Annotated in this window: 19 protein-coding genes and 1 pseudogene; 11 read left to right on the plus strand and 9 right to left on the minus strand. The window is 74.3% G+C overall.

Annotated elements, in window-relative coordinates:
* Positions 1 to 50 precede the first annotated feature (50 nt).
* The 3 genes from ACFXHB_RS03960 (at position 51) to ACFXHB_RS03970 (ending at position 3,335) form a co-directional block, all read left to right on the plus strand.
* Positions 51 to 689: a hypothetical protein gene (locus tag ACFXHB_RS03960; protein WP_380571879.1), complete on the plus strand. Its 639-nt coding sequence runs from the start codon at positions 51 to 53 to the stop codon at positions 687 to 689.
* A 169-nt stretch (positions 690 to 858) separates the two neighbouring features.
* Entirely contained in the window at positions 859 to 1,608 is a 750-nt protein-coding gene (locus ACFXHB_RS03965) for an ABC transporter ATP-binding protein (protein ID WP_380571880.1), read from the plus strand.
* On the plus strand, positions 1,605 to 3,335 hold the full coding sequence (locus ACFXHB_RS03970) for a hypothetical protein (RefSeq protein WP_380571881.1): 1,731 nt from the start codon (positions 1,605 to 1,607) through the stop codon (positions 3,333 to 3,335). Before ACFXHB_RS03965 ends, ACFXHB_RS03970 begins: the two co-directional genes overlap by 4 nt.
* A gap of 127 nt (positions 3,336 to 3,462) precedes the next feature.
* Here ACFXHB_RS03970 and ACFXHB_RS03975 read toward each other — a convergent pair whose 3' ends face one another.
* From ACFXHB_RS03975 to ACFXHB_RS03990, 4 genes are all read right to left on the minus strand, one after another.
* Positions 3,463 to 4,278, minus strand: coding sequence for a hypothetical protein (locus ACFXHB_RS03975; protein ID WP_380571882.1), 816 nt, complete (start codon positions 4,276 to 4,278; stop codon positions 3,463 to 3,465).
* Between the two features lie 135 nt (positions 4,279 to 4,413).
* Positions 4,414 to 5,109, minus strand: coding sequence for an alpha/beta fold hydrolase (locus ACFXHB_RS03980; RefSeq protein WP_380571883.1), 696 nt, complete (start codon positions 5,107 to 5,109; stop codon positions 4,414 to 4,416).
* A gap of 153 nt (positions 5,110 to 5,262) precedes the next feature.
* Positions 5,263 to 6,240, minus strand: coding sequence for an alpha/beta hydrolase (locus ACFXHB_RS03985; RefSeq protein ID WP_380571884.1), 978 nt, complete (start codon positions 6,238 to 6,240; stop codon positions 5,263 to 5,265).
* Positions 6,241 to 6,316: 76 nt separating this feature from the next.
* Positions 6,317 to 7,384: an alcohol dehydrogenase catalytic domain-containing protein gene (locus ACFXHB_RS03990; RefSeq protein WP_380571885.1), complete on the minus strand. Its 1,068-nt coding sequence runs from the start codon at positions 7,382 to 7,384 to the stop codon at positions 6,317 to 6,319.
* Positions 7,385 to 7,541: 157 nt separating this feature from the next.
* Between ACFXHB_RS03990 and ACFXHB_RS03995 the strand changes: the two genes are divergently transcribed.
* Positions 7,542 to 8,147 (plus strand): CGNR zinc finger domain-containing protein, encoded by a 606-nt coding sequence (locus ACFXHB_RS03995; RefSeq protein WP_380571886.1) that lies wholly within the window; start codon positions 7,542 to 7,544, stop codon positions 8,145 to 8,147.
* Here ACFXHB_RS03995 and ACFXHB_RS04000 read toward each other — a convergent pair.
* Entirely contained in the window at positions 8,108 to 8,359 is a 252-nt protein-coding gene (locus ACFXHB_RS04000; RefSeq protein WP_380571887.1) for a hypothetical protein, read from the minus strand. The genes ACFXHB_RS03995 and ACFXHB_RS04000 overlap by 40 nt on opposite strands.
* Before the next feature lie 330 nt (positions 8,360 to 8,689).
* On the opposite strand from ACFXHB_RS04000, the gene ACFXHB_RS04005 reads away from it, so the two are divergent.
* Positions 8,690 to 9,253: an RICIN domain-containing protein gene (locus ACFXHB_RS04005; protein WP_380571888.1), complete on the plus strand. Its 564-nt coding sequence runs from the start codon at positions 8,690 to 8,692 to the stop codon at positions 9,251 to 9,253.
* A gap of 319 nt (positions 9,254 to 9,572) precedes the next feature.
* On the opposite strand, the gene ACFXHB_RS04010 is transcribed toward ACFXHB_RS04005, so the two are convergent.
* Positions 9,573 to 9,902, minus strand: a complete 330-nt coding sequence (locus ACFXHB_RS04010) for an NIPSNAP family protein (RefSeq protein WP_380571890.1) — start codon at positions 9,900 to 9,902, stop codon at positions 9,573 to 9,575.
* A gap of 272 nt (positions 9,903 to 10,174) precedes the next feature.
* Here ACFXHB_RS04010 and ACFXHB_RS04015 point away from each other — a divergent pair, with 272 nt between their 5' ends.
* The 4 genes from ACFXHB_RS04015 (at position 10,175) to ACFXHB_RS04030 (ending at position 15,740) form a co-directional block, all read left to right on the plus strand.
* A complete protein-coding gene (locus ACFXHB_RS04015) occupies positions 10,175 to 11,239 on the plus strand; it encodes an ATP-binding protein (protein WP_380571891.1) in 1,065 nt (354 codons plus the stop codon).
* On the plus strand, positions 11,236 to 13,026 hold the full coding sequence (locus ACFXHB_RS04020) for a hypothetical protein (RefSeq protein WP_380571892.1): 1,791 nt from the start codon (positions 11,236 to 11,238) through the stop codon (positions 13,024 to 13,026). The genes ACFXHB_RS04015 and ACFXHB_RS04020 overlap by 4 nt, the downstream gene beginning before the upstream one ends.
* 285 nt (positions 13,027 to 13,311) lie before the next feature.
* The gene (locus ACFXHB_RS04025; RefSeq protein WP_380571893.1) at positions 13,312 to 14,331 is read left to right on the plus strand and encodes an LLM class flavin-dependent oxidoreductase; all 1,020 of its coding nucleotides are present in this window, start codon (positions 13,312 to 13,314) and stop codon (positions 14,329 to 14,331) included.
* Positions 14,332 to 14,885: 554 nt separating this feature from the next.
* Complete coding sequence (locus tag ACFXHB_RS04030; protein WP_380571894.1) at positions 14,886 to 15,740, plus strand: glutathione S-transferase C-terminal domain-containing protein; 855 nt, start codon at positions 14,886 to 14,888, stop codon at positions 15,738 to 15,740.
* A gap of 168 nt (positions 15,741 to 15,908) precedes the next feature.
* Here ACFXHB_RS04030 and ACFXHB_RS04035 read toward each other — a convergent pair whose 3' ends face one another.
* Positions 15,909 to 16,316, minus strand: coding sequence for a hypothetical protein (locus ACFXHB_RS04035; RefSeq protein ID WP_380571895.1), 408 nt, complete (start codon positions 16,314 to 16,316; stop codon positions 15,909 to 15,911).
* A gap of 374 nt (positions 16,317 to 16,690) precedes the next feature.
* Between ACFXHB_RS04035 and ACFXHB_RS04040 the strand changes: the two genes are divergently transcribed.
* Positions 16,691 to 17,140: a DoxX family protein gene (locus tag ACFXHB_RS04040; RefSeq protein WP_380571896.1), complete on the plus strand. Its 450-nt coding sequence runs from the start codon at positions 16,691 to 16,693 to the stop codon at positions 17,138 to 17,140.
* 248 nt (positions 17,141 to 17,388) lie between these two features.
* Here ACFXHB_RS04040 and ACFXHB_RS04045 read toward each other — a convergent pair.
* Positions 17,389 to 17,577 (minus strand): annotated as a pseudogene (locus tag ACFXHB_RS04045) (ergot alkaloid biosynthesis protein); the annotation flags it as partial.
* A gap of 283 nt (positions 17,578 to 17,860) precedes the next feature.
* Positions 17,861 to 18,454, minus strand: a complete 594-nt coding sequence (locus ACFXHB_RS04050; RefSeq protein WP_380571897.1) for a hypothetical protein — start codon at positions 18,452 to 18,454, stop codon at positions 17,861 to 17,863.
* A gap of 294 nt (positions 18,455 to 18,748) precedes the next feature.
* Here ACFXHB_RS04050 and ACFXHB_RS04055 point away from each other — a divergent pair, with 294 nt between their 5' ends.
* Entirely contained in the window at positions 18,749 to 19,525 is a 777-nt protein-coding gene (locus tag ACFXHB_RS04055; RefSeq protein ID WP_380571898.1) for a dienelactone hydrolase family protein, read from the plus strand.
* Positions 19,526 to 19,635: the final 110 nt, after the last annotated feature.

The raw sequence follows: 19,635 nt of genomic DNA on the forward strand, positions 1-19,635 counted from the left end.
AGACCGTATCGCTGCCGCGCGGACACCCCGTCCCGGAAGAGAGCCCTCCCATGAGGAAACTCCTGATCCCCGCAGCCGTCGCCGCCCTGCTCATGCCCTTCGGCGCGGCAGCGGCCTCGGCCGACTCCAGCCACAGCCCCGACTCGAAGCCCGGACAGCGCAACACCTTCACCTACGCCCTGCTCCTGCCGGTCGCCAACAACCGGGTCCAGGGCATCGGCACGGCGACCGTCACCCTGCACGGCCACGAAGCGAAGATCACCATCCACGTGCGGGGCCTGCTCAACCACGCGCCGCACGCCATGCACATCCACGTCAAGGGCTCCGGCGAGTGCCCCACCGCCGACGACTCCCGCCTCCACAACGGCCACCTGGCCACCTCCACCACCGACGGACTGCGCGCCTACGGCGCCATCGGCACCTCGCTGACCACCAACGGCGACACCAGTCCCGCCAGCGCGCTGGCCGTCGACCGCTTCCCCTCCGGCGGCACCTACACCTACTCCCGCACCATCTCCATCACCGACGACGTCGCCCAGCAGGTACGCGCCGACAACGCCGTGGTGGTGATCCACGGCATCGACTACAACAAGAACGGAAAGTACGACAGCGTCCTGGGCGCCAGCGAACTCAACCCCATGCTCCCCCAGGAAGCCACCGCCCCCGCCCTCTGCGGCCCCCTCCACTGACCCGTTCCCGTCTCCCCCGCCTCGCCCGGCCCGCGGTGCGCCACACCCCCACCGCGGGCCGCACCGGGCGCGACGTTCGCAGCGGCTCCGGACCGGCAGTACCCTCGCCCGGGTGACGGCCGACGGATCGGTACTGTGGCCGGACACCCCGTCGAGAGGCACCCTCCCCATGGCCAAGAACGCCGCCGAACCACGTGCCGCGGCACCCAAGCCCCTGCTGAAGCTGACCGGCGTCAGCCGCTCGTACGACGAGCGGGAGGTGCTCCGCCCCGTGAGTCTGTCGCTGGCCGCCGGGGAGTGCGTGGCGCTGCTCGGACACAACGGATCGGGCAAGTCGACCCTGCTCAGGGTGGCGGCGGGACGCGACGCCCCCAGCAAGGGCACCGTGGTCTTCGACGGCATCCCGATGGACGAGAACGACCCCCGGATCCGGGCCCGGGTGGCGGTGGTCGGCGACACCGTCACCTGCTACCCCGACCTGACCGTCCGCGAGCACCTGCTCCTGGTCGCGGTCGCGCACGGGGTCGCCGACGCGCCCGGCTGGGTCGCCCAGGTCCTGGCCGACCGGATGCTCAGCGAACGGGCCGACGCGCTGCCCTCGGCCCTGTCGTCCGGGCAGATGCAGGCCCTGCTGCTGGCCTGCGCGCTGGTGCGCCCGCGCGATCTGCTGCTGCTGGACGAACCCGAGCAGCGGCTCGACCCGGAGGCCCGCCGACACCTCGCCGACCTGCTCAAGGCAGAGCTGGCCGACGGTGTCGCGGTGCTGCTGGTCACGCACCACACCGACCTCGCCCTGGACGTGGCCGACCGGGTGGTGGTGCTGGAGGACGGCAAGGTGCTGAAGCAGGGCGCGACCCACAAGGTCCTGGCGGCCGACCTCGCCGCCCGCGCCGCCGCGGGTTCGGCGGGTGTCCGGTGACCACCGCCCACCCGACGGCCGGCCCCGCGCCCGCCCCCGGCCCCGGCCCCGACGCCGTCGCCGTCGTCGAGGCGTGGACGGACGACGACGACTGGACCGACGAGACACTCGCCCTGCTCCGCGCCCTGCGCGCGCCGCACCGACGCGACCGCGCCAAGTCGGTCGGCTTCGCCGTCTACTGCGTGCTGCTCATCCTGGCCATCTGGGGCGGCGTGCCCAGCCTCGGCCTGTTCCTGCAGGCCTCCATGGGCGCCGACTACACCGGTCACGGTGGCGATCTGCTCGCCGCCATGCCCGCCGGGATCACCGCGATCGGTCTGCTCACCTTCGTCCTGCTGGTGAGGGACGGCCTGTGGCGCGGCCCGGTGGTCCCGCCCCGGGCGGCGACCGACTGGCTGCTGGCCCACCCCGTCCGGCCCGGCCCGGTGCTCCGCCCGTGGTTCTGGCTGTCCTGCGCCGTGGCCGCCTTCCCGGGCCTGGTCGCGGCGGTCGGCGGCATGGTCGCGCTCGGGCTGACCGTCCGGGTCGGCCTGCCGGCCGCGCTCGGCTGGTGCCTGCTCGGCGGGCTCTGCGTGCCGCTGCTCGCCACCTGCGCCGCGCTGGTGGTCGAGCGCGGGGACCGCGCCGCCCGCTGGGTGCGCCGGCTCACTCCGTATCTGACGCTGCTGATCATCGCCCTGGCCGGGCAGAGCGCGCTGGCCGTCGCCGGCCACCCGGTGCACGGGCTGGAGCTGGTCGAACTGTGGTCGGGGCCGTGGGGTTGGGCCGCGATCGCGGCGCTCGCGCCGACCCCGGCCGCCGTGACGGGCGGCTGGGTGGCAGCCGCGCTCCTGCTGCTGTCGGCCGCCGCCGCGCTGGTGCTCGCCGACCGGGCCGCCGTGACGGTGCCGCTGGCCCGGCTGCGGGAGCGGGCCAGGACGGCCGCCGGGGTGCTGGCCGCGCTCCGAACGGTCGAACTGCGCAACGCCCGGCTGGCGGTGAACAGCGCCAACGGCAGTGGCCGGCAGCGCCGGCTCCGGCTGCCGGCACCCCGGCGGGCCTGGCTGGTCGTGCCGTGGCGGGACACCCTCGCCCTGCTCCGCGCGCCCTCCCGGCTGGGCCGCGCGGTGGTGCTGGCGGTACCGGCGCCGCTCTGCGCCGTCCTCGCGCACGACGCCACCGGCGGACTGTCCTGGCTGGCCACCGCCGTCGCGCTGGTGTTCGGCTACCTGGCCGTCGCGCAGCTGCTGGAACCGGCCCGGATCGAGACGGACGACGTCCGGCGAGCCTCCTGGTCGCCGTATCCGTTCGCCGGGCTGATGCTGCGCCACGCGATCGTCCCGACGCTGGCCGGGCTCCTGCTGGGGCTGGCCTGCGCCGGGGCGCTGCTGACCGCGGGCACCGGCCCGGCGGCCTGGCTCGCGCCGGCCGCCGCGCCGGCACTGGTCGCGGCGGGGCTGGTGAACGCCTGCCGCGGGGTCCTGCGCAAGGACCTCATGCTGTCCCCGGCCCAGGGCGCGGGCGGCGGGACGGGCCCGCTGCTGTTCGCCGCCTGGTACGCGGCCGGGCCGGCCGTGGCCGTGGCGGCGCTGACGCCGATGTTCTCCTCGGCGCTGCGCGGCGGGACGGCCGTCCCGGTCGGCAAGGCCGCGCTGATGGCGGTGGTGGTCGCGGTCCTGCTGCTGCGCTGGGCGCAGGCCAGGGCGACGAAGATGAGCAAGGCCCGCCCCGGGACGAGCGCTCCGTAGACCCGTCCGGGCACCGCGGGGTCGTCGCTCCGGACGCGTCGGCGCGCCGCCCACCCGCACCGGGGCCCGCGCCGCACGCCCGGCGCGGGCCCCGGTCGGCCCGGAACGCGGGGCCGGGCCCGGGGCGTCAGGCCGCCTTGGGGAAGTCCTTGCGCTTGATCTTGGCGCGACGACCGTCGGGGTGGTGGAACACGATCCCCTCCGCCGGGCTGCCCGGCGCGTAGCGGCTCTCCAGCTCGGCGAGGAACGCCCGCAGTCCCTCGTAACTGCGCGGCACCGCCTCGTACACCGGTACCTCCAGGTCGAACGGCACGCACAGAGAGCCGTCCAGCTTCAGCGGGTTGCCCTGGATGCGCGGACCGAGGGCCTCGCAGGCGTGCTCCCCGTCCGGCCAGGTCGACACATCGGTGCCGCGGGCCGCGGTGAGGATCCACTTGTCCTCGGGGCCGTGCTCGTCGGTGTCGACGTACCAGCCGTCGACGATGCCCTGCCGTTTCTGCGCCTTGCCGGGGTTGCGCCGCTTCTCCACCCGGACCAGGTGGCCCCCGCGGGTGGTCAGGCGGACGTTGGTGCCGTCCAGCTTCTCGGTCGGCGCGCCCTCCCCCGCGAACACCCAGGCGCACTCGGCACGTGGGCGGTCCACGACGCGGAAGTCGCCGTCCCGCTCGAACAGCGTGGGGATCTTCTCCATGACCTGCCGTCCTCTCCTGACCTGTCCGACCAGCTCCTCGTGCGTGATCGCCCCCGCCGCCAGGCCGCTCGCCAGGGCCCGCACGAGGTCCGCGACGGAGACCTCGGCATCCACGGCGACACGCTTCAGCGCCTTCTTCTCCTCCGGCGAGATCCAGGCGACCAACCGCGACCAGCCCTCCGGCGGGGTCCAGCGCGCCAGTCGCTCGGGATCCTTCCGTGGCCGGCCGCGACGTCTGACCTCTTCTTCCATGACCGTGAGCGTAGGAGTCGAATTGATGAGGTGTCAATTGGCATAACAGAAATTCGCCCGGCCGCCGACCGTTCCCAGCGCCGCACCCCAGGAACGGTCCGGGCCCGGCAGCCCAGGAGCGGTTCGCGACCGCCGTCAGAGGCTCAGCAGCAGGTCCCGGACCGCCTCGGACCGGGAGAGGAACGGGTGGTGGCCGGCGTCGAGCTCGACGACGCCGCCGGCCCGGCGGGCGAACTCGCGCTGCCGGTCCGCCGGTGTGCCCCCGTCCCGGGCGCAGACGAGGTACGTCGAGGGCACCTGCTGCCAGGCGGCCGCTCCGACCGGCTGCCCGGTCACCCGCAGGCTCTGCCGGGCGAGGTGCTCCGCCGCCCGCTCCTGGACCACGCGGTCGCAGTCCTGGAGGAAGGTGTCCACGAGGAGCTCCGGCCGGACCCCGAAGGTACCGGCCCCGGGGTCGACGTCGAGGAACGGGGCGGGGCCGCCGTCCCCGAAGTCCGCCAGGCTCTGCCCGACCTCGGGCAGATAGCTGGAGATCAGCAGCAGATGGCGCACCGACCCGACTCCCGCGGCGGCCTCCGCGACGACCACACCGCCGTAGCTGTGGGCGACCACCACCGTCGGCTCGTGGCCGGCCAGCAGCGCCTCCCGCACCGCGGCGACGTCCTCCGGCAGCCCCGGACCGTCGACGCCGCCGGGCGAACCCGCCTCGCCGCAGCTCGGCAGCGCCGGGGCCACGCTCGCCACCCCCCGCGCTCGCAGCAGCCCGGCCGTGCGGTGCCACCACCAGGCACCGTCCCGCACGCACGCCCCGTGCACGAACACGACTCGCATCGCCACCTCCACGTCGACTCCGGCTCCCGCTCCGACCCCGGGCCCGACGCCCGGGCCGGCCGCGGTCTGCCGCCCATGCTCGTCGAACCCGCGGCGGCCCGCTCGTCCTCACCGACCGCCGAGCCCCGGTCCCGAGCCGGAATCCGACCCCGGTCAGGCAGGAGTGGTGTGGAAATGGCGGGCGAGGAAGGTGAACCAGGTCTGCTGGAAGGTGGTGGCCAGTCGCGAGTCGGGGGCGAAGAGGTCGAAGGCGTGATAGGCGCCGGGGTAGAGGTGGAGTTCGACCGGGACGCCGTCGGCGCGCAGCCGGGTGGCGTAGTCGAGATCCTCGTCGCGGAAGCAGTCGAGGTCTCCGACGGCGATGAACGTGGGCGGCAGGGCGCCGAGGTCGGCGGCGCGGGAGGGGGCCGCGTACGGGCAGACGTCGTCGGTACCCGCCCGGTCGCCCAGGATCGCCTGCCAGGCCAGCAGGTTGGTCGAGCGGTCCCAGATGCCGATGTCGGTGATCTCATGGCTGGACGCCGTCCGGTTACGGTCGTCGAGCATGGGATACGTCAACGACTGGAAGAGCGGCGCCGCAGCGCCGCGGTCGCGGACCAGCAGGGCGGTGGCCGCCGCGATGCCTCCGCCGCCACTCTGGCCCGCGATCCCGATCCGGGCGCTGTCCAGGCCCAGGGCGTCCGCCTCGCGGCCGAGCCACCGGTACGCGGTGAAGCCGTCCTCGGCGGCGCCGGGTGCGGGTGTCTCCGGGGCGAGCCGGTAGTCGACCACGGCGACGGCGCAGCCGAGGCTCGCGCCCAGCCGCTTGAGCCACGGGTCGTCCTGGGCCGCGAAGCCGAGCACCTGCCCGCCGCCGTGGAACCAGAGCAGCACCGGCAGTGGTCCCGGCGCGGCCGTGGGCCGCAGCAGGCGGATCGGCACGTCGGGGCCGTCCGCCCGGCTCGCGAGATGCTCCTCGACGATGACCGACCGGTCGCCGGGCAGGCTGTCGGCGGCCAGCTCGGCCTGGGCGCGGAACGCCGCGCGCGTCGCGGCGAGGTCCGTCAGGTCGAACGCGCCGTTGGGGGTCATGGGGATGCCGTCGAGGGCCAGGCTCAGCTCCTGGTCCATCAGCTGACGGGACGTGGGCATGGTGGTGCCTACTTTCGGGGGTTCAAGGATTCAGGGGATCAGGGGATAAGGGGGTCAAGGAAACAGGGGAGCCGGCTCAGGGGCGGAACGAGTCGATGACGACCACACCGGTGGGCCCGTACGTCTCCAGGGACTCCAGGACCCCGCTCGCCTCGTGGAGGCCGACGGTGCGCGAGACGATGCGGCCGGGGTTGAGGCGGCCGGCGGCGATCATGTTGAGCATCGTGCCGAAGCGCTGACCCTGCATGCCGAAGGCGCTCAGGAACTCCAGCTCCTTGACCATCATGACGTCGATCGGCAGCGCGACGTCCCCCTGCTCCGCGGCGGTGGTGTGGCCGAGTTGGAGGTGGCGGCCGCGAGTGCGCAGGGACAGCACGGAGTTGCGGCAGGCGGCGGCGATGCCCACGGCGTCGACCGATACGTGCGCGCCGCCACCGGTGAGGGCCCGCACCGCCTCGGCGGGGTCGTCCGCCGCCGCGTTGACGGTGTGGACCGCGCCGAGCGCCCGGGCGGCGTCCAGCTTGTCCTCGGTGATGTCGATCGCGATGACGTTGGCTCCCGTCGCCGCGGCGATCTCCACCGTCGACAGCCCCATGCCGCCCCCGGCCCCGTACACCGCGACCCACTCGCCGCCGCGGACCCGTGCCTGGTCGACCACCCCGTGGAAGGCCGTCATGTAGCGGCAGGCCAGCGCGGCGACCTCCACGAAGCCGACGCCCTCCGGCACCGCGACCAGGTTGACGTCGGCGAAGCGGACCATGACGTACTCGGCGAAGGCACCCCAGTAGGAGACCCCGGGCACGAGCGAGTCCACGTGCTCACAGACGTGCTGGTTGCCGCTGCGGCACATCTCGCACGAGCCCTCGCCGGGATTCATCGGGAAGATGACGCGGTCGCCCTCCCGCCACCCCCGCACCTCGCGGCCGACCTCGACGACGGTGCCCGCGAACTCGTGGCCGAGGACGAACGGGGCCTCGACCCGCGGGCCGCCCGTCCAGAACTCCCCGGCCCACAGGGCCCAGTCCGTCCGGCAGATGCCGTTCGCCCCGACGCGGAGGATCGCGCCGTCCGGGGGGCAGACCGGATCGGGCACGTCGCGGAGGACGAGCGGCTGGTGGAGTTCCTCGATGACTGCGGCGCGCATGGCGCGGCCTCCTCGTGCTGCGGAGAGATGGGGAGCGAAGAGATGGGGGATGCGAAGGGAAGCGGAGCACGCTCGGCCCCGTGTCCACCGGTTCAAGTGGTGGACCTTGAAGCTAGACGCTTGTCCGGAATCGTGTCAACCGCTTAAAGTGGTGGACATGGATGACAAGGACGTCCGCGACGGACGCCAGCGCGCCAAGACCGACTTCCGCTTCGACGACGCGCGGCTGTGCTTCGCCTTCGTCGGCACCCTGGCCGACCGCGGCACCGACACGCCCTTCGAACGGCTCGCCCGGCCCGAGGACTTGAGCCGCTGGGCGGTGCAGAGCGCCTGCGCGACGGCGCCGCCGCCCTGCACCGAGGCCGACCTGGACCGGGCCAGGCACCTGCGCGAGGCGATCCAGCGGACCGGCCGCGCCCTGGCGGACACCGTCCCGCCCTCCCCCGAGGACATCGCCCTCGTCAACCTCACCGCCGCCGAGCCGGCCCCGATACCCGAACTCACCCCCGACGGGAGCACCGTGCGCTGGCACGGCGACGCGGTCACCTCGGTGCTCTCGATGGTCGCCCGGGATCTGATCGACCTCTGCGGGTCCGACCAGCGCACCCGGGTCCGCGTCTGCGGGAACCCCGACTGCGGCGTACCGTTCGTCGACGCCTCCCGCGCGGGCGCCCGCCGCTGGTGCTCGATGAAGACCTGCGGCGCGCTCGTCAAGAAGCGCGCCTACCGGGCGAGGCTGCACCCACCCGCCGACGGCGCCTGAACGGCGGTCGCCCAGCGGTAGGCGGCCGGCGTCTCCGGTTCGACGGTGCCGGCGTCGACGGGCCGTTCGAAGGCCGCGGCGAAGCCGTCGATCCAGGTCACCGGATTGGTGCTCCGGAGAGGGGCGTCGGCCAGGACGACGTCCTCCCAGCCGGCCCCGAGGTCGACCCGGACCTCCTCCACCCGGTGCCCCAGGGACTCCGCGGAGATCACCTCCCTCCCGGAAGGGGTCCAGGTGACCGCCCGGAACGGGAGCGTCGCGCACGCGGGTGAGCGGGTCCTGCGGGTGATCGAGGCCGTCCTGGACCGCCGCCCGGGCCCCGGGGCCGCCCACTGACGGGCGCTGCCACGCGCGGATCCCGCCGTGCCGGAGCACCCGGCCGCCCCTGCGCCGAGGAGCCGATGAGGCCGACCGGCCCGCCGACTCCGCACAACCATTTCGAGCACGCGCTCGTCCAACTCCCCGACCCGGCCGGGGAGTCCTGGATCCGACCCCCTCCCCGTCCCGGCCGCGCCCACCCGCCGAACCCCAGGAGGACAGCCGTGACCGATCCCGCCCCGCTCCCCGGACACCGCGTCCGCGCCACCCTGCTCAGCCTCGCCGCCGCCCTCGCCACCGCCCTTCCGGTGACCGCCCCGGGTGCGGCCCACGCCGAGCAGATCCCTCGCTACACCCTCGCCTTCGAACTGCGCAACCACGCGACCGGCAAATGCCTGGAGGTCGCCGACTGGCGTACCGACCGCGGTGCCCCCGTCCGCCAGTGGACCTGCACCGGCGGCGCCAACCAGCAGTGGACCGCGAACAGCAACACCCTCCTGTTCAACAAGCACAGCTCGCTGTGCCTGGACGTTCCCGGGGCCGGCACGGTCTGGGGCACCCAGGTGATCCAGTGGGAGTGCGGCCTGTGGACCCGACCGGCCAATCAGCGCTGGAACGTGCCCGGCGTCAACACACCCTCGACCGGCTACCTGGCCTCCGACCTCCGGCTCGTCCTCGACGTACCGGGCTCCGACCCCGCCGACGGCACCCCGGTCGTCACCTGGGGCGCCAACGGCGGCGCCAACCAGACCTGGACCGGCCTCCAGCCCCCGATCGACCACTTCTGACACCAGCGCGCACACGGAGCCGCGACGGCACGGCGACGAGGACACCCTCCACCACCCGTCCGGTTCCGACGCCGGACACGCCCGCTACACGACGCGACCGCCCCCCTGGCTGCGAGCCCGACGGGGCTGAGCCCGGCCGGCCCGGCCCCCGCTACCGCCGCGGAATCCGACGGCCGGGCCGGGACCCCGGACCGAGGACGTCCCGGCCCGGCCCGGCGACACGGTGTCGCCGAGCCGAACGCACCAGGCGCGACCACCGGGCCGGCCGTGATCCCGGCCTGCCCGCGCACCCGACGGTCCTACGCTTCGGGACGGCCGTTCAAGCCCGTGCCCCGGCCTGGGAGGTGACGTCGAGCGGCCGAAGGAAACGGCGCTCGTACCGCTTGATGCAGCCCGTGCTCCGGGCCAGCTCGAAGGCGGCCTGGCACTCCGGGTCGGTCGTGCTGTCCGTGCGGTACCGCTCGTACGCGGCGAAGGAGGGAAAGGAGAAGAGGGCGTAGGCGATGTCACTGTCCCCCTCGCTCGGCAGGAAGTAGCCGTGGTGCGTCCCGCCGAAGCGGTTGACGAGCCCGACCCAGCGGCGGCCGTACTCCTCGAAGTCCGCCAGCTTGTCGGCGTCGATCTCGTACTTCAGGTGAATGGTGATCATGCCCCTATGAAAGCGGGCGCGTCGCCCCGAAGGCAACGGCGGGCGAGGCCCTCGACCAGGCGGGTCGTCAGCGGGCGTTCGGTGATCGTGCCCAGGACGCCACGGCCCCGCCACCGACGGTGCCACCGGAAATCCGGGTGCGCTCCGACCGGTCGCCCCCGCAGACTGGGCGCCGTCCGCACCGGACGACGACGACCGCGCCGACGTGGTCGTCCGCACCGACGTGGTCGTCCCCACCGGGCGACCCCGTCCGCACCGAACGAAGGAGCCCCGTGCAGGGAGCCGTCACCGTCTCGCCCTCCGAACTCCCCGACCTGCTGCTCGGCCTGGCCACCGTCAGGCCGGTCTTCCTCTGGGGCGCCCCCGGGATCGGGAAGTCCTCCCTGGTCCGGGCGTTCGCCGACTCCCTCGGCCTGGAGTGCGTCAGCCTGGTCGGCTCCCAGCTCGCGCCGGAGGACCTCATCGGCGTCCCGCAGATCACCCCGGAGGGCCGCTCACGGTTCTGCCCACCCGAACAGATCGCCCGCGACGAGCCGTACTGCCTCTTCCTGGACGAGCTCAACGCGGCCTCCCCGGATGTCCAGAAGGCCTTCTACTCGCTGATCCTGGACCGCCGGATCGGCTCGTACGAGCTGCCGCCCGGCTCCGTCGTGATCGGCGCCGGCAACCGCGCCACGGACGCCGCGCTGGCCCGCCCGATGGCGTCCACGCTGGTCAACCGGCTGGTCCACGTCCATCTGCGGGCCGGGTCCGAGGACTGGCTGCGGTGGGCGGCCGGCGCGGGCATCCACCCGTGGGTCCTGGACCACCTCACCGACCGGCCCGACCACCTGTGGTCCGAGCCGCCGAAGACCGAGGAGCCGTTCTCCACCCCGCGCGCCTGGCACATGCTCTCCGACGCCCTGCACTCCTTCGGACCGACTCTGGAGGAGACCACCCTCAAGGTGATCGCCCACGGACTGCTCAGCCCGGGGCACGCCGTCGCCTTCTGCGGGTATGCCAAGATCGTCCGCAACTCGTACGGACTGGAGGCGATCGTCAAGGGCGACGCCCGCTGGCCGCACCGGCTGGAGGACCGCGACCTGCTCTACTACCTGGCCGACGCCTTCCGCGGCCGGCTGGTCAAGGAGCTGCCGGCCCGTAAGGAACACGCCTCCGCCGGGCTGCGGCAGACCGCGTACCGGGCGAAATCACTGCTGGTGCAGCTGGCCGAGATCTCGGTGGAGGTCGCCCAGACCGTCATCGCCGACGGTCCCGACGGCAATCCGGTGCTGCCCTCGTGGTTCCTGATCGAGGCGGCCCGCGACATGCCCCGGCTGGTCGAGGCCCGCCGGTGAAGGCCTCCGACGGCCGGCCCCGGCCCGACCCCGCCGCCGAGGCGTTCGCCGCCGGCCTGGCCATGCTCCGCCTCAACAGCGCCTTCGCCGCGCTGCGGCCCGCGATCTGCCGCAGCGAGGACTGCGCGGTCCTGCCCGCCGGGGGCTGGGCGGTGGTCGACTCCGGCGGCACCGTGCACGTCGACCCGCGCCGGCGCGCCGAGCCCGCCGAGTGGGCCTGGGTGCTCGCGCACACCCTGCTGCACCTCGGTTTCGGGCACGTGCCGGCCGCCAAGGGCACGCGGGTCCAGCCCGACGCGTACGAGGCCGCCGCCCGCTGCGCGGTGGTCAACCGCTTCCTCGCCACCTTCCCGATGGGCCGCGCGCCGGTCCCGCTGCCGCCCGTGCACCCCGGCGGCGACGAGGAGGAGTTGGCCGCCCGCTGGCGCCGTGACGGACTGCCGCCCGGCGCCGCCGACGCGGGTACCGCCGGGCGCGGCCGCGACCAACTGCTCGTGCCCTGGCGGGAGTCGGACGACCCCAGGGACTGGAGCACCGCCTTCGCCGCCGCCCTCACCCGGACGATGTCCGCCGCGATGGACCTCGCGGGCGGGCGGATCGACGCCTCCACCGGCGAGCGGTTCCCGGAACGGCCCTGGCACCGCGCGCTCAACTGGTTCGTCTCCTCCTACCCGCTGCTCGGGGGCATCGCGGCCGGCCTCACCCTGGTCGCCGACGCCGAACTCGCCCGCACCCAGGGCATCGCCGTCGCGGCCGTCAACGCCGAGGCCGGCGAGATCTACCTCAACCCGCTGCTGCGCCACACCGACGAGGAGTGGCGTTTCATCCTGGGCCACGAGATGCTGCACGCCGCCCTGCGGCACGGCGAGCGCCGAGGCGCCCGTGACCCCTACCTGTTCAACGTCGCCGCCGACTACGTCGTCAACGGCTGGCTGCTGGAGATGGGCGTCGGCGACATGCCGCAAGGGCTCCTGCACGACCCGCTGCTCCACGGCCTCAGCGTCGAGGAGGCCTACGACACGATCGTGCGCGACGCGCGCCGGACCCGCCGGCTCGCCACCCTCGCCGGGAAGAACCGCCCCGACCTCCTGGACGCGCCGGTCCCGCACGGACGCGGCGGGTACGTCGACCTGGACGACTTCTACCGGCGCGGCCTCCAGCAGGGCTTCGAGCTGCATCGGCGCGAACGCGGGCTGCTGCCCGCCGGGCTGGTCGAGGAGATCCGCGCGCTCGCGCACCCGCCGCTGCCCTGGGACGCCCGGCTGGCCCGCTGGTTCGACGAGTTCGTACCCGCCCCGCAGCCGGCGCGCACCTGGTCCCGCCCCGCCCGGCGGCAGTCCGCCAGCCCGGACATCCCCCGGGCCGGACGCCACCACCCCCACCAGGAACTCGCCCGCTGCACCTTCGGCGTCGTCCTGGACACCTCCGCCTCGATGGACCGGACGACACTCGGCAAGGCCCTCGGCGCGATCGCCTCCTACGCGGCCGCCCGGGACGTGCCGGCGGCCCGGCTGGTCTCCTGCGACGCGGCGCCGCACGACGCCGGCTACCTGCCGCCCACCGAGATCGCCGGCCGGGTCCGGCTGCGCGGGCGGGGCGGCACCGTCCTGCAGCCCGGGATCGACCTGCTGGAGCGCGCCGAGGACTTCCCGCCCGGGGCACCGGTGCTGGTCATCACCGACGGGGAGTGCGACGTCCTGCGGGTGCGCCGCGAGCACGCCTACCTGATCCCGCGCGGTGCCGGACTGCCGTTCACCCCGCGCGGGCCGGTCTTCCGGTTCCACTGACCGGTTCCCCCGGCCGGTTCCCCCGGGCCGGCTCATCGACAGGCCCATTGACCGGGCCGTTCACGCGGGCCACTGACCGGGACCGGCCCCCGTCCCGAGTCCACCCCCACGTCCTTGGCGGGCGCGTGACGTGGGTGTTGCCCCGGATTGCGCTTCCGGGCGAGCCCTTGAGCGCCGCCGACCGGTGTGTGAGTGTGGGGCCGACGTCCGGTGATCGAATCCGGACCGCGGAAGTCGAACCGCGCCCGCCCGGACCGGGCCCGGCGCGGAGTACGGAGGAAACCGGTGCCGTCACCCTCGCAGCCCCTTCGGAGGCTGGGCTTCCTGACCATCGGGCTGTTCGACCCGGCCGACCCCCGCCAGGGACACGAGTCGACGCTGCGGATCGTCGAACTCGGCGAGCGGCTGGGGTTCGACAGTGCCTGGCTGCGCCACCGGCACCTGCAGTACGGGATCTCCTCCCCCGTCGCGGTGCTCGCGGCGGCCACCCAGCGCACCAGCCGCATCGAGTTGGGCACCGCGGTCATCCCGCTGGGCTGGGAGAACCCGTTGCGGCTGGCCGAGGACCTGGCCACCGTCGACCTCCTGTCCGGCGGCCGGCTCAACCCCGGGGTCAGCGTCGGACGCCCCGGACACTACGACCGGGTCGCCCCCGCGCTCTACCCCGACACCGCCGAGGCCGAGGACTTCGGCTACGAGCGGGTGCGAAGGCTGCTGGACTTCGTCCGCGGCGAGCGGGCCACCGACTTCAGCGGGACCGAGGGCATCGAGGTCTACTCGGACCGGGTCCAGCCGGTCGCGCCCGGCCTGGCGGACCGCATGTGGTACGGCGGCGGGAGCCTGCGCTCGGCCCGCTGGGCGGGCGAGCAGGGACTGAGCCTGCTGACCAGCAGCGTGGTGCGGGCCGAGGAGTCGGAGGACTTCGCCGAGATCCAGCGCTCGCAGATCGCGGCGTTCCGCGCCCACCACCCCGCGGGCGCGGGCGCCCGGGTCTCCCAGGGGCTGGTCGTGATCCCCACCGACAGCGCCTCGGCGCAGCAGCGCGCCAAGTACCGGGAGTACGTGCGGAGCCGGCTCGCGCGTACCACCGCGCCGCAGGGGCCGGCGCGGATGATGTTCGCACCGGACCTGATCGGCACGTCCGCCGAGATCGCCGAACAGCTGTACGCCCACGCCGCGTTCCGGGAGGTCGACGAGGTCGTCTTCGCACTGCCGTTCTCCTTCGAGTACGAGGACTACGTCCAGATCCTCACCGACCTCGCCACCGGTCTCGGCCCCGCGCTCGGCTGGCGGCCCACCCACTGAGACGCCCCGGCACGTCAGGGGCCCGCCGCTTTCGCCATGTTCCTGACGTTCCGTCGGGCCCCTGCCCGCGCATCACTTCTTCGCAGACGCTCCGAACCCGCTTGCCACACACCGTCGTTCCCCCTCGGTGGCACCACCGACCCATGTGCCGCGCACGTCCGCACCGACCCGCCGACGCCCTCCGCCACCGGACCCGCGTCCCACCATGCGGGACGGGTCGGTCCACCGCTGCCGGGACCCTTGACGCGACGCGGATCGAGGATGACACTCCGGAGCAGGAATCGTCGAACGTGGTGGGGAGAGCCGTGAGGCACGCGGAGCCGGTCGTCGATGGCGTGGCCCACGCCGTCCGGCTGCGCCCGGTGCTGACGTGCCGCCGCCACATCGACCTGCAACGGGTCTGCAGCAGCCTGGCAGGAGCGCCCGCTCCCCATGGCCCGACGGCCGTTCGCGTCTGATTCCCCCTCGGGCAGTCGCATGCCCCGAGCTCCTCCCTCCTCCCCCACCCGATGTGTCGTACGCGCCTGCGCGTACCCCCGACTCCTGGGAGACCCATGTCCGCCTCGTCCCCGTCCGCCGTACCCTCCCTGCGCGGACGGATCGGCCGCGACGCCCGCAGCGGGTACTACCCCGTGCCGCACCGCTACCGGCTCCACCTCACGCTCTCCTGTCCGCACTGTCTCCAGGTCGCCGTCACCCACAGCCTGCTCGGCCTCGACGACACCCTCCCGGTGACCCTGCTGCCGGCGCTGCCGGACGACGGCGAGGGCGGATACCTGGCGCTGCGACCGCTGTACGAGGCGAGCGCCCACCAGTACGCCGGGCCGGCTTCGGCTCCGGTACTCAGCGACAGCTGGAGCGGACGGATCGTCAGTACGGACACCACCGAGATCCTCACCGACCTGGCCCGACGCTTCCCCGGTCCGGACCTCCACCCGCACGGCCTCGACACGGCGATCGACGCGGTCCGGCAGCTGTGCGAGCGCAGCATCAACGCCCCGGCCCAGCGCGCGGGCCTGGCCGGCTCCACCCCGGCCGAACGCGGGACGGCACTGCGGAGCCTGCTGGACGGGCTGGCCGCGGTCGAGCGCCGGCTGGACGCCCAGGAGTACCTGCTGGGCGAGGACCTGACCCTCGCGGACGTGGAACTCTGGGTGACCCTGGTGCGCTTGGACACCGTGCACCGCTGGCATCTGGACGCCGCCGCGGTGCACCGCATCGCGGAGCACCCCCGGCTGTGGGCCTACGCGCGCCGGCTGACCGGGCATCCCGCCTTCGGCCGCCACCTCGACCTGGACGGCATCGCCCGGCGCCACCACACCCGCTGCCAGGGCGAGGAGGCCGCCGGAGCGGCCATCCAGATCGTGGACTGGGCGGAGCACGCCCAGGCGCGGGCGCACTCGGGGTGAGGCCGCGACCCGCTCGGTCCGGGGCGGGCGCGGGGTCCGGTGGGCCCGGCTCACCGGGACGGCTCGCCGCCGTCGTTCCCATGCGGTCGCGCGGGCCGCGCCGGTAGGGGCCGGGGCCCCGCCGGTCAGGGGGCCGGGTCACGCCGGTCAGGGACGGTAGGAGCCGGGTCAGCGCCAACGGCGCAGCACGGCCCACGCGACCAACGCGCCCGCCGTGACGCCCGCCGCGATCAGGTACGGGCGCCGGCGGACCGGCGGTACGGCGTCCTCCCAGTCCTTCTCGATGTCCGCGGGCCCGGCCCAGGCCCGGTCCGCCGCCTGCCGGACCTTGCCCAGACCGGCGTCGCCCGCGTGCGCGGCGGCGGCCGTCGCCCGGTGCACCGTGTGCCGGGCCCGGTCCAGCAGCGAGTGCTCGGCATCGGACCCGGCCTCCCCGGCGCCGAGCCGGTCCTGGGTGGTCCGGGCATCCCCGAACAACAGCTCCGCGTCGTCCGGTACGGGGGTGCCGAGCCCCGGGTGCGCGGCGGTGCCGCCCACCTCGCGGGTGCCGTGCCGGTCGTCGTGTTCGGACGTCATCGCTACCTGCCTTCCATCGGTGCGGGAGGAACGGATCGGGCGCGGCACGCGGTCACGCGCCGCCGCCGCCGCTCGCCTTGCCCCGGAACGCCCCGGCAAACCCCGCACCCCGGGCGAGTTCGGGCCCGCCCGGGGTGGGGACGGCCCGCCCGGGGTGGGGACGGCCCGCCCGGGGTGGGGGCGGCCCTGCGGCCCCTCGCCGCAGGTGCCCGGCAGCCGGACCGTCCGCCGGGGAGTCCGGATCGGCCAGGTCCAGCGGCACGTGCGCCACCCTGGCGCCGTGGACGCAAATTCCTCTCCCGGGACCGATGAGTTCGGGCGGTCGCGGCGGTCATACCTGAGAAAGCACCGAGAACCGACCGGGGAGACCTGAGATGTCCAGCACCGCCACTACCAGCACCGCCACCACCGTCGCGGCCACCACCGCGACCTCCACCGCCCCGAAGCCCGGCAGGGCCGTCGTCCGGTCGATGTGGACGCTGCGGATCCTGCTCGCGCTCTTCTTCGCGCTGGCCAGCGCGTTGCCCAAGCTGCTCGCGCTCCCCGCCGCCACCGGTGTCTTCGACGCCATCGGCGTGGGCCAGTGGCTCATGTACCTGACCGGACTGGTCGAGCTGGCCGGAGCGGTGGGTCTGCTGCTCCCCCGGCTCGCCGGGCCGGCCGCGACCGCGCTGATCGTGTTCCTGTTCTTCGCGTTCGTCACCCAGCTCACCGCCATGCACGGCGAGAACGCCGGGACCCCGTTCCTCTTCATGGTGCCGCTGGCCGTCATCGCCTGGAACCGGCGCGCCGAGACGGCACGGCTGCTCCGGCTCCCGTCCTGACCGCCGATCTGGACGACGCGCCGCCACACCCTCCTGAGCGGGTGACACCGGTCGAGAGGGACCTGTTCCCCTGCGGGGCCGGCCTTGTCGGTTCGGCCCGTGGTGCCGCCCGGGCTGTGCGGTCCGCGCACGCGTGCGCGGACCGCCGGCTCACGCCCCCGTCTCAGCCTCCGCCGCGCGCCCCAGCACACCGTTGGCGTAGACCGCGAGCGAGGACCGCAGGGCCTCGGGCGTGCTGTCCTCACCGTCTGGTCGAACAGCTCGGGCAGGGCCCGATGGACCTGGCCCACGGCGGGACCGCCCATGGGGATCGCCGACGCACTCAGCAGCACCGCACGGTGCACGCCGGGCGCACGGGCCCGGCGGAGGAACGGCAGCATGGCGGCGGCCGGGTCCGAGGAGCCGACGGGCGGGACGAGGTAGACGCGGGCGGCGCCCGTCGGTCCGCAGGACAAGACCGGATGGACTCATCGCCACGATGCACGGTTCCGGGCGGGCCGGACGGCGGCGCCTTCTGACGTGTCCTCGGCCCCGGACGGCCCGCGCGAACCCCGCTTCGGACCGGACCTCACGGGTGCGTCACCGCCGGCGGCATCCCCGGGAGCACGACCGCACCCCGGAGACCGGGCGACCGCCGCTCGCCCTGGCATCGCCCCGCGACCGCGCCCCTACCGGAACCGGGTGCGACGGCCCCGCCGGGTCCCGAAGGCGCGGACAGGCCTACACGACGTACGCCGCCGTCGGCTCAGACCCCGGGCAGCAGTCGGTGTCCTCGTCGGCGATCACCGTGAGGCAGCCGTCACACAGCCACACCGTCTCGGGCTCCACGGGCCCCGACCCGGACACCGTGTTGTCACGCACCATCAGCTGCCAGGTGTCCCAGTCGTACTCACCCTGCGCGTCGATCACGCCGTTGAGCACGTGGTCGAAGGTGAAGCCCTCGAACCCGGGCTTGCCCCGGGCCTGGGCACCGGGCTTCAGGAAGTGGTCGACCAGGTAGGCCATCCACTCGGACGCGTCGTAGAACTTCTCGACCTGGTTCCACACGATCGCGCCCCCGTCGTCCGTGGGCTCCCACTTGCACCACAGGTTGGGTTGGCCCGCCGGGGGTTCGTCGAAGTCGCGGACGTCCGCGTCGCGACCCTGTCCCGCGAAGCCGGTGCCGTCGACGTAGTAGGGGCCGTTGGCACGGTCCATCCGCCGGGTGTCGGCGAACTTCCGAAGGTAAGCGATCTCCTGCTGGTTGAGCGGCGGTTCGACGGCGATCCGGCCGGTGAACGTCGTGGTGTAGCCCATGGCGGGCATGGTAGCCATGGGCTCCGACACCCCCGCCGGCCGGGCGGCCGGGCGGCCGGCCGGTACCGGGATCTCGGCGTGCTCCTTCGCGGCGCGCCGGTACGCCGGGGCCCGGGTCGTCCGGGCGAAGGGGCGCACAAAACCGTTTGGCGGACCACGGCGGGCACTGCTACGTTTCCGGTGGCCGTGCGAGAGAACGAGGAGGTGGTACCCGTGAACGCGATATCGACATGGGTGCTCTCCTCCGGGGTCACGGTCGGGCGATAGGTCGTCCGGGAGCGCCGTTCACGAGCTCTCCCGAAAGGCACGACCGTGCGCTTCACCTCCGAACGACGCCACGACGACGGCGTCCTCGAACGCGATTTCACCCTCCGCGAGACCACCGAGACCACCGGCACCGACATCCCCGGCGCCGAGACCACCGGCGCCGAGATCCCCGGCACCCTGTGGACGCCGGGTTCCGGACCGGCTCCGCTGATCCTGATGGCCCACAACAACGGCCTGCCCAGGCGGGAGCCCCGGCTGGTGGCCCGGGCCCGGCACATGGCGGCGCTCGGCTACGCGGTCGCCACCATCGACGCCCCGGGGTCCGGTGACCGCCCCCGGTCGGCCTCCGACGAGCGGGCCCGCGCCGATCTGCGCCGGGCGATCCAGGCCGGCGAGCCGGTCGACGAGATCTTCGAGTCCTTCGTCGGCCCGCTGGTCGAGAAGGCCGTCCCGGAATGGCGCACCACCCTCGACGCGCTCCTTTCGCTGCCCGGGATCGCCGGCCCGGTGGGGTACTCGGGGTGGACGGCCGTCGGCATCCGGCTGGCGGCGGTCGAGCCGCGCATCGCGGCCGCCGGCTTCTTCGCCGGGGGCTATGTGCCCCTCGCCCAGCGCGAGGAGGCCCGGCAGGTCACCGTTCCGCTGCTGTTCCTGCTGCAGTGGGACGACGAGGGGAACCCCCGGCAGCGGGCCCTGGACCTGTTCGACGCCTTCGGCTCCCGGGAGAAGACGCTGCACGCCAATACGGGCGGGCACGTCGGTACCCCGTGGTTCGAGGTGGAGGACGGGGGCCGGTTCTACGACCGGCACCTGAAGGGGTAGCACCGGGCCGGCCGGGCGGCATGCCGCGGACGGCCGCGGTGCCCGGGCTCCCCCGGGCACCGCGGCCGCCGCCGTCATGCCGTCACACCGTCGGCGTCACGCCGATTCCG

The organism is Kitasatospora sp. NPDC059327, assembly GCF_042752535.1.
Classification (GTDB): Bacteria; Actinomycetota; Actinomycetes; order Streptomycetales; family Streptomycetaceae; genus Kitasatospora.